We start from the raw sequence: 16,126 nt of genomic DNA, 5'->3' as shown, positions 1-16,126 counted from the left end.
TAACAGTTCCTTTTTTTGAATCAACTATTTCAATATTAATTTGAATGTTTTAATTTCATATGGTTTAATTTCAAACTGGAATTCTCCATTTGCAGTTTCTATATTGTTTAATACTTCTCTTTCTTCTAGATCACACTCAACAACTTCTTTCAGATCTTTAAAGAATGTAAGCTTAGCATTAGTTCTTCTATTATAGCATTCATGCACACGGACTATAATATCATCACTATATTCTCCTTGCTTAACTACTTCAGCTATAACATTTTCACTATCAATATTTACAAAAGATAGTTCTTTAGGCATTGTACCCTGATTTGAACCAACTACACTAGTGTGTACTGGTACGTTGACTTCATATGCTTGCTTAACAGTTCCTCCATCTTTCCAATCACCAATGTGAGGATATAATGAATACTTGAAGTTATGAACTTCTCTATCAGCATCTTCATTAGGTACAGTTGCTGATTTTAATAATGTCAATCTAATATTGCCATCTTTTATATCATGACCATACTTACAATCATTCAATAAACTTATACCATAATTATCTTCTGACAAGTCAGCCCACTTATGACCACACACCTCAAATTTTGCAGTGTCCCAACTAGTATTCCAATGTGTAGGTCTCTCAACATTACCAAACTGAATATCATAAGTAGCTTTATCTGCATGGATATCTACAGGGAATGCTGCTTTTACAAGTATATGTTTTTCTTTCCAATCTATAGTAGTATCAAAATCAATTCTTGGAACGTTATGATATATAGTCATTAATTGAATTATAGTAGAATCCATGAAATTCCTCTTAATCTCTAAAGTAGCCTTTAGTGAAGTTTTCTCTACCACTTCTATACTCGCTACATCATCTATTTCCCACATTTTTTCTTGATAATAGATATTGATGTCCCATGCATCCCAGTTATGAGGTTTATCTTCGAATGCTTGAAGAACATTACCTCTTTCACCTTCTTTTAATACCTGTCTGTTGACTCTCTTATCCAATAATGAAATAATATGTCCCTTGTCATCTAATCTAATATCATAGAACTCATTTTCTAGATGAGCTTTATCAGCTATCAATTCATTAGAAGATTCATTTGCTTCTTTTCTTATACTGAATGTTTTATACCCTTTTGCTGGTACATTAGCATAGAAAGAGATAGTACCATTACTATAAGTAGTTAAAAGTTTTTCATCACCATCATATACACATACCTGTTCTGGGTATTCAAAATCGATTATTTCTGCTCTATCAAATGATAGTGGATTGAATACTACAACTGATTCTTCATCAACATCAATATTCTTGGTGATAGCATCTATAGAACTATCTTTTATTTCATTACCCTTAGCTATAATCTCTTCATATTGTTCTTTTGAATCATCATATACCTTTTTGATTGATGAACCTGGTATTATGTCATGGAATTGATTTAGGCATATAGTTTCCCAACCATTATATATATCTTCTTTTGGATAAGGAACTCCATCAACCAAATTAGCCATTGATGATAACCACTCAATACCTTCATATAAAAATTCGGATTTTCTATTGTAACGTTTGTTTCTTGCCATACTAGTCAATGTTCCTCTGTGGTATTCAAAATATAATTCTCCTACCCAGCGAGGTAATTTATTATTGTCTGAAACATTTCCATCTAGTGTCTCAAAGAAATCTGTTGCTGTAGTTAACTTGACAGCAGGACAACCTTTCACACCTTTTTCAAGACGTTTTGATATCTCTAACATATCTTTAGTTGGTCCACCACCACCATCGCCGAAGCCATAGCTTATTAGTACTTCATCGCTTAAATCTTTTTGTTGATATCTTTCCCAAGCTCCTTTAACAGATTTTGGATCAATATAACCATTATAAGTAGTAAAGAATCTTTCTGGAAGATCATCAAAATTAGCTGTAGTAATGAAGTGTGTCAAAATCTTAGTACCGTCAAGACCTTCCCATTCAAAAGTATCATAAGGTAATTTATTGTATTCATTCCAACTAATCTTTGTTGTCATAAAATAATCTACGGAAGATTTTTTCAAGATCTGTGGTAAAGCTGCACTATAACCGAAAACATCTGGCAACCATAGAATTTTATTCTCCACACCGAATTCATTTCTGAAGAACTGCTTACCATAAACAACTTGACGAACTAAAGATTCACCTGAGCTTAGGTTACAATCCGCTTCAACCCACATAGCTCCTTCAGGCTCCCAACGTCCTTCTTTTATACGCTCTTTGATTTGTTCATATAAATCAGGTCTATCTTCTTTTAAGAATTTATATAATTGTGGTTGACTAGACATGAATATATAATCATCATAATGATTCATAAGTTCTAAAACTGTTGAAAAACTTCTTTGAACTTTTAGTCTAGTTTGGTCTAGATCCCATAGCCATGCTACGTCAATGTGTGTATGTCCAACACATTTTACGACTACACTCTTATCTCCACAGAATTCATGATAGTATTTGTCTTCAAGATAATCCAATGCATCATTTATACTCGCATAGAATTCTTTATTATATGGTTTTCTTAAATCAATTTTGTTAACTGCATTAGTTAAAAACTTTATTGTATCTATTCTATCTTTATTTTCTTTAGGAAGTAATTTTATAACTTCTAGAGGCACATATATATCATAGTATAATTTTTCTACAGTATCATCAAATATACTAACAACATTTCTACATTCTGATAAGCTATCAATTGTTCCGCTATATGCTTGAAGATCAACAACGAATTTTTCACCTGCAACAGCCTGATTAGTTAAAACTATTTCAGTATGATTTATATCAAGTCCCTGTACTAATTTTCCATTAACAAAGATAATGAATTGTGGGTTATTAGCATCCCATTCGCCTTCTTTACCTGTAAGCACCTGAAAAACTAATTTCTTGTTTGCATATTCTTCTGTTACTTCGAATTCTCCTCTGAACCAAGCATATTTATCTTTGCCGCCCCATCTGTCATCTTTATTGAATGTTTGCCAAGGCTTATTAGATTCATCAGCTTCACAGCTTTCTTTGTACAAGCCTTCTTTCATCTGAATATTTTCAAGGGTATGTTTTTTCACATATCTCAATTCCTTGAGTTCTTCTAACAACTTACCTATTCTTTCAATCTCAAAAAACATCTTGTGACCTCCTTATAATAGTTAATTTATATTTTAAAATTAATTAATATTTACAAAATCAAAAAGCAATTATCATACAAAGGAATACCATTCATCCAACCAAGGCTGGTTTCCATATTTTAATTGTATTTGATTCTTTAAATCTGTTATTATACCGTCCGCCAATACATATTGACTATATTCATCAAGTTCTTTATCTACCTGTAATGGAATATTGTTATTTATAATATTCTTACCTAATTCCTTGATTTTATTTTCTTTCCTGCTGCCAAATTCAGTTTCTTTCAAATAGTAAAACAACCATTTATCGTGGGGATAAGTTTTCTCATCTATCAAGTAGCTTAGTTGACATATCAGCCTAATTATGTTTGAACAATGAAGAATTACAGATAATTCGTCACCTCTTTTTAATGGATGCCTTAACCAGTCTAGAGTTAATTGTAAGTTCAAATATTTGTCCTTTATATCAGCTATAACATCTTGAAATACATAATCATTATACTCCTCTATTATTCCACTGAACCTGTTTAACTCATCATGGAGTATAATTACATTAGTGTATTCCCAAATCTCTGGATAATTCTTCTCCTTAAAATACCCTATCAAATTATCATATGACTCAAGATTGTAATGTCCAATCCATTCAGGCAAGGGTAAAAAGATTCCATCTTCCCTTGATATTAAACCTTCATCATAATAATCCTTCACTATTCTATCTAATATATTCTTGTCACAGAAAAACACCAAGTCTATATCAGAATACTGGTCAGAATTACCTCTAGCAGTACTTCCTTTTAGAACAAGTGCTAATTCATACCAATACTTACTTAAAATGTGATGTTTTGATAACTCATTACAATAGTATTTCGCTTTTTCAAGAAGTTCACTACTTCTATAATTCAAATACATCCCCCCTAGTGAATAAAAAATATTCTCCAATATAAGAAAGACACTTATATATGCCTTTATTATATTTGGAGAATGCTCTCAATAAAATATTTATATTAGACTATTATTTAAGATTTTGGGACATTTTGAAATTGGGTCATAAAATATCCTTAAGTCAGTCCCACAAGTATATTGATACCCACGATTATACTGACTATTGAACAAGCTGTAGTCAATATTATAATAGCAGCTGCCAATTGACTATCATTATCCATGGCATCAGACATTGCAAAACTGCTAATTGCAGTAGGTGAAGCAAAAGCAATCAATATTATACCTAAGCTGTCACCTCTAAAACCTAAATAATAAGCTATTGTAAGCATTATTATAGGATTTACAATAATCTTTAGGAAAGTAACAATCAAAGCATAATTGAAGTTATCTTTAACTTTATCCCAAGAAAAGAAAGCACCTATACAAATCAAGGATAAAGGTAATGTCAATTGTCCAGTATATTCAATTGTATTATGTATGAATGTGGGTATTTGTATATGCAATGAAGCAAATATCAATCCAATGAATATAGAAATGATCAACGGATTTTTAGCTAGATTAACTAATGTCACCCGGACATTATTTTGAGATTCTTCTTTGGGCATAAAAACAGTAAGAGCTATAACAGCCATAATATTATAAATTGGCACTAAAAAAGCTGTTAGCAAAGCAGCTTTTGCCAAAGCTACTTCTCCAAACAAATTCAATATTAATGAATACCCTATAATAACGAAATTAGTTCTTACTATACCTTGTACAAAAGGTCCTCGTGCCCTGAAATCACGTACAATCTTTCCTGCTAATAGAATTGACAGTAAAAAAAGAATTATATTGGTAATTAATAAAAATAATATTAAATTAACTATCTCCGAGCTGAATAATTCTTTTGTATTGACACCACTGACACTTTGAAATATCATACATGGCAGACTAACTTTAAATACAATTTTAGTAGCTTTTTTTACAAATTCGTCATTTATCAATTTTAATCTTTTTAATATATAACCTATCAATATCACTAAAAAAATAGGTAGTACACCATTAATGGTAAATATTATGTTATCCAATTTATTTCTCCTTACAACTAAATTCAAATCAGAAATTTATTATATTAATCCTAAATATTCCAGGAGGATACCCTTCTTCTCTTTTAAAAAATTGGCTGAAATAATACTCACTGGAAAAACCTAATTGTTCTGAGATTTCTTTTACGAGTAAGTCAGTATTCTTAAGTAGATCCTTAGCTTTTTTAAGTTTTATTTTATTGATATATTGTTTAGTAGATAAATCTGTTTTCTTTTTTATTATTCTATTTATCTGTTTTTCACTAAGATACATATAATCAGCTATGTCCTTAGCGCTGACTTTATTACCAATGTTGTCAAATATATATTGGGTTATTTGAGTAAAACGATAATCGTCTTTTTTATGTTTTACTGGAACTTCATAATTATACTCTTTATTTCTACTAATCACTTGAACTGATGATATCATAATCAAGAGAATATAAAGTTGTATTTGATTATAGTAACCTATCTTCTCATAATATGCACAAGATAGTACTTTTTCAAATAGATTAATGATACCGTTATAATCATTATAGGCTTTACACTTATTATCATTAAGGAATTTGTATATTATTAAATCTTCAATGTTGTTTTCATTGTTTAATGAAACATGACAGTTCATACAGTATTCTACATATTTGTTACCATCAACGTTGATCTGTTCATGGTACTCACCAGGTTTAGTTATATAAAATTCACCTTTACCTATTTTAAATTCATATGTGTCCATTTTTACTATTGACATCCCATCCGCAACAAAATGAAATTCATAAGCAGAATGAGTATGCCTAGCAATATTCCATTGACCTTCAACGGTCATAACTCTAAACCAAAACATCTCAATGTCAAAAGAACCCTTAGAAAACTTCAAGTCTAATTGAGATAATTTTTTTGATGCTTTGGCAATATCGAATTTCATGATATAACCTCCTAGTTTCTACATTAATATAAAGTAACTCAACTTTCCCACTTCAAAATAAAATGCAGGTAAGCTGATTATATTTCCTTGCTTCTAACAATATTATTAGCTATTGGTCTGAATTTCTTATCTCTCCATTTGTCTTCATTTGATCTAATAATCAAATATGAAATTGCTAAGAGAGCAAAACCACATATAACAGCTATTATCTCTACATTCTGCAATTGAAATGCATAAGATATCAAGTAACCCACTCCTAAACCAACAAATAAAAACATTAGTGGTACGGTATACATGATTAATACAGCTTTCAGAAAATTACTTTGTTCTAAGGAAATTTCTACTTCATCTCCTTCTTTTGCATTACATATATTTTCAGCTTCAATAATCATATCTTTTGTCTCAAAACCTGCTGTACACGCTCTACACTTAGCACATGCTTCTCTTCTTTCAAGCTTTACTGTTACATATTTACCTGTTTCTTTTATAACAATGCCTGTTTCTGCCATAATTTCACCTCTCTAAATGTTATCTAATATATATATAGCAAAAAATAAAAATCCATTTCCTTTATAGTATCAAAATGTTTACTATAAGTCTATGGATTTTTTTGTATTGTATATATTATTTGTTTTTCATATATTACATTTCAGTTGAAACTTCTTTTAATGCTAATATATTTTCTAAAGGTACATCACTTTGCAATGCCTCATGACTTGGAGATACAACAAAACCGTCCCCAAATATCTTCTTGAGCCTTTTTACTTCATTGATGATATCCTCTGGCGAAGCATTTGGTAATAAATCTTGAGTATCTACACCACCAACGAAAATTATATCGTCCTTATACTTAGCTAACTCTTCTGCTGACATGCCTTTCGCTTTTGCTTGAAGTGGGTGTAAAGCATCCATGCCTGTACTAATCAAATCTGGAATCACCTTATATATGGAACCGCATGAATGAAGCATTACCTTTAGATCATATTCTTTTCCTAGACTAACTAATTTCTTAAAGGAAGGAAGAACAAATGTCCTGAACATATCCGGACTTATCAATAAATCCAATTGGCTTCCAAAGTCATTACCAAAAAAGAAACCAAAAAGTATGTCTTTATCTTTACAGGCTTCAAATATCCTTTTATTTGCTTCCAAGTAAAAATTGACTATTCTATCTGTTACTGCTTCAACTACCTCTGGCTCTGTATACATTTTTATAAAATAATTTTCCATTCCAAAGAAGTCACATACCAAATGGAAAAACGGTGACCACATACCACCAAATACTGCTAAACCTTTTTCATTAGCTCTTGTAATAATCTTAATATATTCATCTACATCAAGATATTTTGGATCAGGCCAAGGAATCTTATCTACATCCTCCAACTTGATATCAGCATATTTTCCGCCTTCACTTAATGTTTCTCTATGACCTATAACTGCTTCAAACATTCCTTCTCCACTAGGATGTTTCCATGCCATTCCTGCTGGAAGCCACACAAAATCATCATTGAATTTCTCACTCAACAAGATTTGATCCCCTGTAGGTATTCCAAAATATTCACAAACAATTTTCTCAGTCTCTATAGTTGGATTACCCTTCCAAAATGGATTTCTATCAGTCTTCTCTCTATTAAAAGTTGCCCTTATACGCTCTTTCCCTGTCATTTTAATCCTCCTAATATTATATCTATTATAGATAGTATAGATTATAAAAATACTCTTTCATATAGGAAAAACTAATGTAATGTTAAACAAAATTCAGATTAGATATTTATATTTTTAGCTAATAATTTATACAAAATTTATGTACATTAGAGGAAAAAGTGTTTTGTGATTGTATCTAAGATTAATATAAAGCAAAATAGTATATGTATATGTGAAGTAGTGAGGCAGGACGCCGAACCCAGCTTTTTGCTCAGGACGAGCAAGTAGCTGGCGTAACATATACATATACTGTTTTGCAAAGTCCAAGTCAGAACAAAACACTTTTTCTGACTTACTTGCTATATATTAATTACTTTTATTACAAAAATGGGTTAAATTAAATATTCTACCTATTGACTTATATTTTTAAACAATCTATACTTTTTCTATGGTAATAAAAAAGAGGTGAATAACTTGGATAAAATGACAAGCCATACAAAGATACTTAATCAAGTATTCGGAAGTGTTAAACCAAATTTTATCAATGGCGGTTATACTGTATGTAATCATTTATGGTCTAGTAATAATTATTTATTTGAATATGATAGTATAGGAATAGTATTAGACGGAAGTATATGGTTAAAATACGATGATATAGATTTTGTTGTAGACAAAGGTGAATTATATTATTTTCCAGGAAATACAATACAGTCTTTTAAGATTCATAACTGTAAAAAGGCAATCAAGTATTGGTGTCACTTCACTGCTCAAATCGGAGAAAACTCTTTATTTGATATGGTTGAATATCCCACTAAGATCAAATGTAAAGATGTACATAAAGTCATTAACATCTTTAAAGAAATGCTGAAAACATACCATAACGAATATATAGGAAATTCTTTTTATTATAATTCCAAATTATATGAACTGATACATGAATATATATATACAGCTGGAAACCAGATAACTCTAAGGAAAAATCAACTATCCCAAGATATGTATACCATTAACGAATATATTGAAAAACATATCAACAAGAACATATCCGTAAAAGAATTAGCTGATCTGGCAGGTTTTAGCACCAATTATTTTATTGAGATCTTCAAGAACTATTTTAATATGACTCCCCTTCAATATATAATCAATAAAAAAATAGTTCTGGCAAAATCATTATTAACCTGCACAAATATGTCAATAAAAGAAATAAGTATACATCTAGGTTTTTCTAGCCAAAATTATTTTTCAGAAATATTTAAGGCACAGACTAACTTTTCTCCATCCATTTATAGGAAATTGCATATATAAAAAGAAAGGTGCTGTCACACTCTGGTAACCCATAATGTTACCAGAGATACAAGACAGCACTTATAAAATATTTTTCTATATATTATTAAATTTCAATAGTATCAATTTTAAGTCCTAATTCATTTAACTGTTTATCATCAACAGTACCTGGAGCTTCTGTCATAGGACAAGATGCATCTTTAACTTTTGGGAAAGCTATTACGTCTCTAATACTATCAGATTGTGTCATTAACATTATAATTCTATCTAATCCAAAAGCTAATCCACCATGTGGTGGTACACCGTATTTAAATGCATTCAATAAGAAACCAAATCTGTCATAAGCATCATCTTTACTGAATCCAAGTGCTGCAAACATCTTCTCTTGGATATCTCTTTGGTGAATTCTTATACTACCTCCACCAAGCTCACATCCGTTAAGAACCATATCGTATGCAATTGCTCTAACTCTACCAGGGTCAGATTCTAGATACTGTAGATCTTCTTCCATAGGCATTGTAAATGGATGGTGCATAGCAGTATATCTCTTATGCTCTTTGTTCCATTCAAGTAATGGGAACTCTGTAACCCAAGCGAATTTATATACTGAATCATCAAGAAGCTCAAGTCTTCTACCAATCTCAAGTCTCAAGTTTCCAAGTGTACTATATACTACATCATTAGAATCAGCACAGAAAAGTAATAAGTCTCCTGGTTTACCATTCATAGCTTTTACCATGTTTTCCACTTCTTCATCTGCTAAGAATTTTGTAATGGCTGATTTGTAAGTTCCATCTTCATTTATAACAATCCATGCCATTCCTTTTGCACCGTATGTCTTAGCTAACTCACCTAATGCATCAATTTGTCTTCTTGGAAGATTACCTAAACCTTCTGCGTTAATACCTCTAACACTTCCACCGCTTGCAACAGTACCAGAGAATACTTTGAATCCACAATCCTTCACTATATCAGATAAATCAACTAGTTCAATACCGAATCTAAGGTCTGGTTTGTCAGAACCAAATCTATCCATAGCTTCTTTATAAGTCAATCTTTGCATTGGAATCTCAATTTCAATATCCAATACTTCCTTAAATAACTTCTGCATAAGTCTCTCATTTACATCAATTACTTTTTCTTGGTCAACAAATGATAATTCCATGTCTATTTGTGTAAATTCTGGCTGTCTATCTGCTCTAAGGTCTTCATCCCTAAAACATTTAGCTATTTGGAAATATCTATCATATCCTGATAACATCAATAATTGTTTGAAAATCTGTGGTGATTGAGGCAATGCATAAAAGTTTCCTTGATGAACTCTACTTGGCACTAGATAATCTCTAGCCCCTTCAGGAGTACTTTTAGTAAGCATTGGTGTTTCTATTTCTAAAAACTCTTCGTTGCTTAAAAATTCTCTTGTAATCATAGCAACTTTATGTCTCATTATAAGATTTCTTTGTAAATCAGGTCTTCTAAGGTCTAAGTAACGGTATTTTAATCTTAAGTCCTCTTTTACATTACTATTTTCTTCAATTTGGAAAGGTGGTGTCTCTGCCTCTGATAATATTCTAAGTGAATGAGCTCTAACTTCAATCTCTCCAGTTTTTAGGTTAGGATTGATTGTTTCATCAGATCTGCTTTCAATAATACCTTCAACAGCAATTACAAATTCACTTCTAAGCTTTTCAGCTTTTGCAAATCCTTCATCACCTATACTACTTGCATCAAAAACTATTTGAAGCAATCCTGTTCTATCTCTAAGGTCGATGAAAATAACACCGCCCAAGTCTCTTCTTTTTTGAACCCATCCCATTACAGTTACTTTATCATCAATATTTTTAGCACTTACCTCTGTACATTTATTCGTTCGTTTCAATCCTTGCATTGATTCACTCATTTTGTTACCTCCTAGTCTAATATAACTTCATTTAATATACTTTTTTAATATGCCTAAACATATGGGTTGTCAGTCATTGTTCCAGTTATTTGTTCTCTTTCATGTATTTAACTATTTCTTCAATATTTAGGTCTATCTGTTCTCTTGTTTCCATATTCTTGATTCTAACTGAATTCTCTTCTAATTCATTATCACCAATTATAGCTGAATATCTGGCTCCAATTTTATTAGCATATTTCATTTGTGCTTTTACACTTCTTGACATTAAGTCTGTCTCTACAGATATATTATTATTTCTTAATTCATTAACAAGTGCAAAAGTTGTTTTCTTAGCATTTTCTCCTACATATCCTAAATAGATATCACGAGTAGGTTTATCTTCATTAGCACCATTTATAGCTTCCATAGTCATAATCAGTCTTTCTATACCAGCGCCGAATCCAACTGCTGGAGTAGGTGAACCACCACATTCTTCAATTAATTTATCGTATCTTCCACCACCGCATACTGTTCCTTGAGCACCAATATCCTTAGATATGAACTCGAATACTGTTCTAGTATAATAATCCAATCCTCTAACAATCCAAGGATCAACTACGTATTCTATTTCCATGGCATCCAATAAACTAAGCAGTTCTTCAAAATGTTCCTTACATTCAGTATCCAATTCATCTTTTGCAAGAGGTGCATCTTTTAATACTGCTTGACAATTTTCATTTTTACAATCCAGAATTCTTAATGGATTCTTTTCATATCTTTCCAGACAAGTAGGACATAATGAATCTATATTCTTACTTAGGAATTCTTTTAATGTATTATTATATTTCTTTCTACATTCAGGACCACCTAAACTGTTGATATGAAGTTCTACATTGGTAATGCCTAGATTCTTTAACATATTAGCTGCAAGAGCAATAACTTCTGCATCAGCTGACGGCTTATCAGAACCAAAAAGTTCTACTCCAAACTGGTGGAACTGACGATATCTACCTGCTTGAGGTCTTTCATATCTAAAAGCAGGTGTTATATAAAATAATTTTGTAGGTTGTGCATCAGCATACATTTTTCTTTCTAGATAAGCTCTAACCACACCAGCTGTTCCTTCTGGCTTAAGGGTTATATTCCTATCACCTTTATCAGTAAAACTATACATCTCTTTTTGAACAATATCCGTAGTTTCTCCCACGCCTCTTTGGAAAAGTTCTGTATGTTCAAAAATAGGAGTCCTGATTTCATTAAAACCAAAATTAGTGCATATTTCATTAACTGTGTCTTCAAGCTTCTTCCAAGTATTCATATAACTGCCGTATATATCTTTCGTTCCTCTTGGTGCATTTGTCAACATATTTATTCACTCCTATTCGTTTATTAATAATCCATATAATTAAAAAATCTCGTCACTGACTTAATAGTCAGGGACGAGATGTATATAATCATATTCATTCCGCGGTACCACCCTAATAGAAGCACATGCTTCCACTCATAATCTGTTAACGGTGATGAACCGAACTCGCTTACTAGTTGTTAGCGTTCAACGAATCACTCTGAGGTGTCTTTCAATCATGGTCTATAAGAAGCTTTCCAGCTAATGGCTTCTCTCTCTGCATAGGTGGACATAATTTACTTTTCCTCTTCAACGTTTTATTGATATCTTCTTAGTAAAATAGTTTCTTACAGTTTATTCGTTTATTCATGATTTGTCAAGTACTTTTTGATATTTTCCTTAAATTGACCTATTATCTTATGATATATTATTATACTTATATTGATTATTTAGTCAAACTCTCAATATATTCTTTCAAAACTATTACATCCCCTTTTGAGCGCTTAATCTCTCTTACTATAGCAGAACCTACAATGACACCATCAACATGGTCTTCTAATCTTTTTATATCATCCCTGCAAGAAATACCGAACCCTACAGCTATTGGGAGACTTGAATTTTCTTTCACATCTTGTAGATATGATTGGATATCTGAATAAAAATTAGATTTTCCACCTGTTACTCCTAAAGAAGAAACGCAATATACAAAACCGTTACATCCATCAATTATCTTTCTGATTCTATCTTTTGATGTTGGTGCAACTAGAGGTATCAAGCAAAGTTTATCATAATCCATTATTTTTTCTAACTCATCTCTTTCTTCAAGAGGCAAATCAGGTATTATTAATCCATCAACACCTATTTCTTCACAAGTCCTAATGAACTTCTCTTTTCCATATATTAAAATAGTATTGTAATAAACTAAAAACAAGAGAGGAATTTCTGTATTTTTTCTTATATCCTTGACTAAGTCCATTATTTTATCAACAGTCACACCTGCATTCAATGCTCTAAGTCCGGCATCTTGTATCACGGGTCCATCTGCTAAAGGATCAGAAAAAGGAATTCCTAATTCAATAATATCTGTTCCTCCTTTTTCTAAAGCATAGACAAATTCTTCTGTTTTTTCAATGTTGGGGTCACCTGCTGTAAGATACCCTATAAAAGCTTTTTTATTCTTAGATTGTAATTCTTGAAATTTTTTGGTTATCCTGTTCATTTATTATCAACTCCATTATCTATTATTATATTGCGTAGTGTAACCGCTTAGGGTTTACATTGAATATTTATATGACATTTAATATTGTCTGTACATCTTTATCGCCTCTACCAGATATATTGATGATGACTACTTCATCTTTTGCCATCTCTGGTACGATTTTCAGAGCATATGCAACTGCATGTGAACTTTCTAAAGCTGGTATTATACCTTCCGTTTCGGATAATAACTTGAATGCTTGTACAGCTTCTTGGTCAGTTACTGCTTCGTATTTGGCTCTACCAGTATTATGTAAAAATGAATGTTCTGGTCCAGTTCCAGGGTAATCTAATCCTGCTGATATAGAAAAAGCTGGTTTTATATTTCCATCATCGTCAGTCAATAGATAGGTTTTCATACCATGGAGAACTCCAACTTTTCCATCTGCACCATCCGATAACACCGCAGCGTGTTTTCCAGTACCAATACCTTCTCCTCCTGCTTCTACTCCTATAAGTGATACTTCCTCCTCTTCTATAAATGGATAGAATATACCTGCCGCATTACTTCCACCACCAATACATGCTATTACTGTATCTGGTAGTTTATTTTCTTTTTCTAGTATTTGCTGTCTGGCTTCATCACCAATTATTCTCTGAAAATCCCTAACCATTGTTGGATATGGATGGGGTCCTACTACTGAACCGATTACATAGAAAGTATCTTCAACCAATTTTACCCATTGTCTTATTGCTTCATTGGTAGCGTCTTTCAATGTACCTGTACCAGACACTACTGGCTGAACTTTTGCTCCCAAAAGCTCCATCTTGAAAACATTGAGTTTTTGTCTTCTTATATCCTCTTCTCCCATGAAAACTGTACATTCCATACCGAATAATGCAGCTCCTGTTGCAGTTGCGACACCATGCTGTCCTGCTCCTGTCTCTGCTATGACCTTAGTTTTACCCATCCTTTTTGCTAATAGAAGCTGACCAATGACATTATTGATTTTATGGGCTCCCGTATGATTAAGGTCCTCTCTTTTTAGATAGACCTTAGCACCTCCAAGATAATCAGTTAATGTCTTAGCATAATACAAAGGAGATTGTCTTCCCACGTATTCTTTAAGATAATATTTGTACTCATTAATAAAATCTTCATCTATTTTATATTTCTCATAAGCCTCTTCCAGTTCTTTTAGAGGATACATCAATGTTTCTGGAACATATTGTCCTCCGAAATCGCCAAATTTTCTTTTCATTCTTATTTCCTCCTGTCCTCTTATAATAGTTGCTATATTACAATTATTTAATTAAGCTTATATAGCTCAACAAACAACTCGCTTATCTTATTCTCATCTTTGTTCAAGTTAGTTTCTACACCTGAATTCACATCAATAATTTGAGGTTTTACTGTATTAATTGCTCTAACTACATTATCTGGTGTTAAACCTCCTGCCAATACTATTTGATTGCTCTTAGAAATATTCTTGACCAAATTCCAACTAAAAACTTTACCGGTACCACCACTTTTCCCATTATGATAAGTATCCAATAAAATACCATCAACATTTTGATAAGCATCAATGATTTTTAGGCTACTCTCATCACTTACAGCAATGCTCTTCCATACTTTACATAGTATTTTTTTACAATATTCGTTACTTTCATTTCCATGAAGCTGCACTATATCCAACCTGCAAGAATGCACTAATTTATTAACATATTCAACATTTTCATTGACAAATACCCCTACAACCTTAATATCTTTTCTAATGTGTTTCCTAAGTTCTATTACTTCGTCTTCTGTAACTTGTCTTTTACTGTCTGCAAATATAAAACCTATATAATTTACAGGGTATTTGTTGATTATCTTTATTTCCTGTATGTTCTTTATTCCACAAATCTTTATATCAGGTATCATATACAAGTCGCATCTCCTTAGCCATTTTACCTATGTCATCGCATCTCATAAAAGTTTCACCAACTAATATTCCATCTACATCAGCTTTCTTCAAATCTTTCATATAATCTAATCTGTCTATACCACTTTCACTAATAACCAAACAATCATCAGGAATATGATTCCTTAACTGCAAAGTAGTTTTTATATCAGTTTTGAAAGTCTTAAGGTCTCTATTGTTTATACCTATAATCTTAGCTCCTGCATCTAATGCTTTTTCTATTTCCTCTTTTGAATGAACTTCCACTAAGGCATCCATAGATAGTCCGTGAGTGATAGTTATGAATTCATTAAGCTTTTCCTTATCTAATATAGCTGTAATAAGTAATACACAGCTTGCCCCTAGTAATTTAGCATTATATATTTGGTTTTTATCAATAATAAAATCTTTACATAGAGTTGGTATATCTACATTATCACTTACCTCCCTAAGATAACTGTCTCTGCCTAAAAAATAATCTTCTTCAGTAAGTACAGAGATTGCATCAACTGAATCCTTGTAAATATGGGACAAAGCTATAGGTTTGAAATCTTCTTTTATCAAGCCTTTTGATGGAGAAGCTTTTTTTATTTCACCAATAATTGATAGACCTTCTTGTTTAATAGCATCATAAAATGATGGTCTTGTGTTTACTTTACTGATTTCTTGTATTAATTTATGAAGGTCATATTGTTTTTCTATAATCCTCTTTTTCTTGCTTTTTATAATGTCTTCTAGGTATATTCTATCTCCCATTTCATCACC

The 16,126-nt window shown here is 31.6% G+C and carries 13 protein-coding genes and 1 other annotated feature; of the genes, 1 reads left to right on the top strand and 12 read right to left on the bottom strand.

All coding sequences use genetic code 11. The features are described from left to right. Positions 1-24: 24 nt before the first annotated feature. The 6 genes from HYG85_RS20815 to HYG85_RS20790 form a co-directional block, all read right to left on the bottom strand. Positions 25-3,141: an alpha-mannosidase gene (locus HYG85_RS20815; RefSeq protein ID WP_212691284.1), complete on the bottom strand. Its 3,117-nt coding sequence runs from the start codon at positions 3,139-3,141 to the stop codon at positions 25-27. Positions 3,142-3,213: 72 nt separating this feature from the next. Continuing rightward, positions 3,214-4,044, bottom strand: coding sequence for a nucleotidyltransferase domain-containing protein (locus tag HYG85_RS20810; RefSeq protein WP_212691283.1), 831 nt, complete (start codon positions 4,042-4,044; stop codon positions 3,214-3,216). A gap of 155 nt (positions 4,045-4,199) precedes the next feature. After that, positions 4,200-5,150 carry an AEC family transporter gene (locus tag HYG85_RS20805; protein WP_212691282.1) on the bottom strand — a complete coding sequence of 317 codons (951 nt, stop codon included), beginning with the start codon at positions 5,148-5,150 and terminating at the stop codon, positions 4,200-4,202. Positions 5,151-5,178: 28 nt separating this feature from the next. Continuing rightward, positions 5,179-6,069 carry a helix-turn-helix domain-containing protein gene (locus tag HYG85_RS20800; RefSeq protein WP_113675520.1) on the bottom strand — a complete coding sequence of 297 codons (891 nt, stop codon included), beginning with the start codon at positions 6,067-6,069 and terminating at the stop codon, positions 5,179-5,181. A gap of 77 nt (positions 6,070-6,146) precedes the next feature. Beyond that, on the bottom strand, positions 6,147-6,578 hold the full coding sequence (locus HYG85_RS20795; RefSeq protein WP_113675521.1) for a SoxR reducing system RseC family protein: 432 nt from the start codon (positions 6,576-6,578) through the stop codon (positions 6,147-6,149). A 133-nt stretch (positions 6,579-6,711) separates the two neighbouring features. Next, positions 6,712-7,734 (bottom strand): uroporphyrinogen decarboxylase family protein, encoded by a 1,023-nt coding sequence (locus HYG85_RS20790; protein ID WP_212691281.1) that lies wholly within the window; start codon positions 7,732-7,734, stop codon positions 6,712-6,714. A 462-nt stretch (positions 7,735-8,196) separates the two neighbouring features. Here HYG85_RS20790 and HYG85_RS20785 point away from each other — a divergent pair, with 462 nt between their 5' ends. After that, positions 8,197-9,018, top strand: coding sequence for a helix-turn-helix domain-containing protein (locus HYG85_RS20785; RefSeq protein WP_244971350.1), 822 nt, complete (start codon positions 8,197-8,199; stop codon positions 9,016-9,018). 85 nt (positions 9,019-9,103) lie between these two features. Here the strand turns inward: HYG85_RS20785 and aspS are convergent, their stop codons facing one another. From aspS to trpC, 6 genes are all read right to left on the bottom strand, one after another. Beyond that, on the bottom strand, positions 9,104-10,897 hold the full coding sequence (gene aspS, locus HYG85_RS20780) for an aspartate--tRNA ligase (RefSeq protein ID WP_212691279.1): 1,794 nt from the start codon (positions 10,895-10,897) through the stop codon (positions 9,104-9,106). Positions 10,898-10,982: 85 nt separating this feature from the next. Then, positions 10,983-12,242, bottom strand: coding sequence for a histidine--tRNA ligase (gene hisS, locus HYG85_RS20775; RefSeq protein ID WP_212691278.1), 1,260 nt, complete (start codon positions 12,240-12,242; stop codon positions 10,983-10,985). A 66-nt stretch (positions 12,243-12,308) separates the two neighbouring features. Continuing rightward, positions 12,309-12,543 (bottom strand) — a binding site (T-box leader). A 123-nt stretch (positions 12,544-12,666) separates the two neighbouring features. Further along, positions 12,667-13,440, bottom strand: coding sequence for a tryptophan synthase subunit alpha (trpA, locus tag HYG85_RS20770; RefSeq protein WP_212691277.1), 774 nt, complete (start codon positions 13,438-13,440; stop codon positions 12,667-12,669). 67 nt (positions 13,441-13,507) lie between these two features. Next, a complete protein-coding gene (gene trpB / locus HYG85_RS20765; RefSeq protein ID WP_212691276.1) occupies positions 13,508-14,680 on the bottom strand; it encodes a tryptophan synthase subunit beta in 1,173 nt (390 codons plus the stop codon). 47 nt (positions 14,681-14,727) lie between these two features. Then, on the bottom strand, positions 14,728-15,342 hold the full coding sequence (locus HYG85_RS20760; protein WP_212691275.1) for a phosphoribosylanthranilate isomerase: 615 nt from the start codon (positions 15,340-15,342) through the stop codon (positions 14,728-14,730). Further along, complete coding sequence (gene trpC / locus HYG85_RS20755) at positions 15,332-16,117, bottom strand: indole-3-glycerol phosphate synthase TrpC (RefSeq protein ID WP_244971236.1); 786 nt, start codon at positions 16,115-16,117, stop codon at positions 15,332-15,334. The genes HYG85_RS20760 and trpC overlap by 11 nt, the downstream gene beginning before the upstream one ends. Positions 16,118-16,126 lie beyond the last annotated feature (9 nt).

It is taken from the genome of Vallitalea guaymasensis (assembly GCF_018141425.1).
In the GTDB taxonomy this organism is placed as follows: Bacteria; Bacillota; Clostridia; order Lachnospirales; family Vallitaleaceae; genus Vallitalea; species Vallitalea guaymasensis.
This window is presented reverse-complemented; position numbering and strand designations above follow the sequence as displayed.